This window comes from Amycolatopsis thailandensis (genome assembly GCF_002234405.1).
In the GTDB taxonomy this organism is placed as follows: Bacteria; Actinomycetota; Actinomycetes; order Mycobacteriales; family Pseudonocardiaceae; genus Amycolatopsis; species Amycolatopsis thailandensis.
The window spans coordinates 1-680 of the sequence record NZ_NMQT01000404.1; the positions used below are offsets into that span (position 1 = coordinate 1).

At 65.9% G+C, this 680-nt stretch carries 1 protein-coding gene; it reads right to left on the reverse strand.

All coding sequences use genetic code 11. The features are described from left to right. Positions 1 to 234 precede the first annotated feature (234 nt). Positions 235 to 680 (reverse strand): TetR/AcrR family transcriptional regulator (locus CFP71_RS43170; protein WP_093939506.1); only part of this gene is annotated, 446 nt, incomplete at its 5' end.

A 680-nucleotide genomic window follows, 5' to 3' on the forward strand; every position in this document is an offset into this window, starting at 1 on the left:
CCGTGCCGCGAAGGCCATGTTCGACAGAAGACTCGATCACGACATATTTGCCTTGCCTTTCAATAACCCCACTTGCCACTCACGACCACCTTTACCCAGTGCCCTCCGGCAGCGCTCAGTGTCGCGAAAGCCACTTTCGCGACACCCGAGACCGGCGTGCGACAGAACACGCCGCCTTCGCCCTGGCCAAGAGAACCTGGCCTCACCGCTCACGACCCCGCCCGACGGACCGACTCAGTCGATGTCCCCGGTCAGGTAACGCTGCACCGTCGGCGCGATCGCGGTCACCAGCGGATCGATCTCGCTCGACGCCATGGGCTCGAACTTCGCGACGTACCGCACCAGCCCCATCCCGACCAGCTGCGAGGCGCAGAGCGATGTCCGCAGTTCGACGCGGTCCGAGCCCAGCCCGGCGATGACCTTCGTGAAGAAGTTCTGGAAGAAGCTGCGCAGCACCAGCGCGGCCTGCTCGTGTCCGGCGACGCTGCGGACGAGCGCCTGGAACACGTCGCCGCCCGCACCGTCCCACCGGGTGAGGAAGGTGCGCACGATCCGCCTGCCGAATTCCTCGTCGGGGCCGTCGCGGAGTTCCGCGAGCAGTTCGTGCGGGTCGAACGGCAGTTTCAGCACGGCCTGGGCGAACAAGCCTTCCTTGCTGCCGAACCAGTGGTTGACCATCG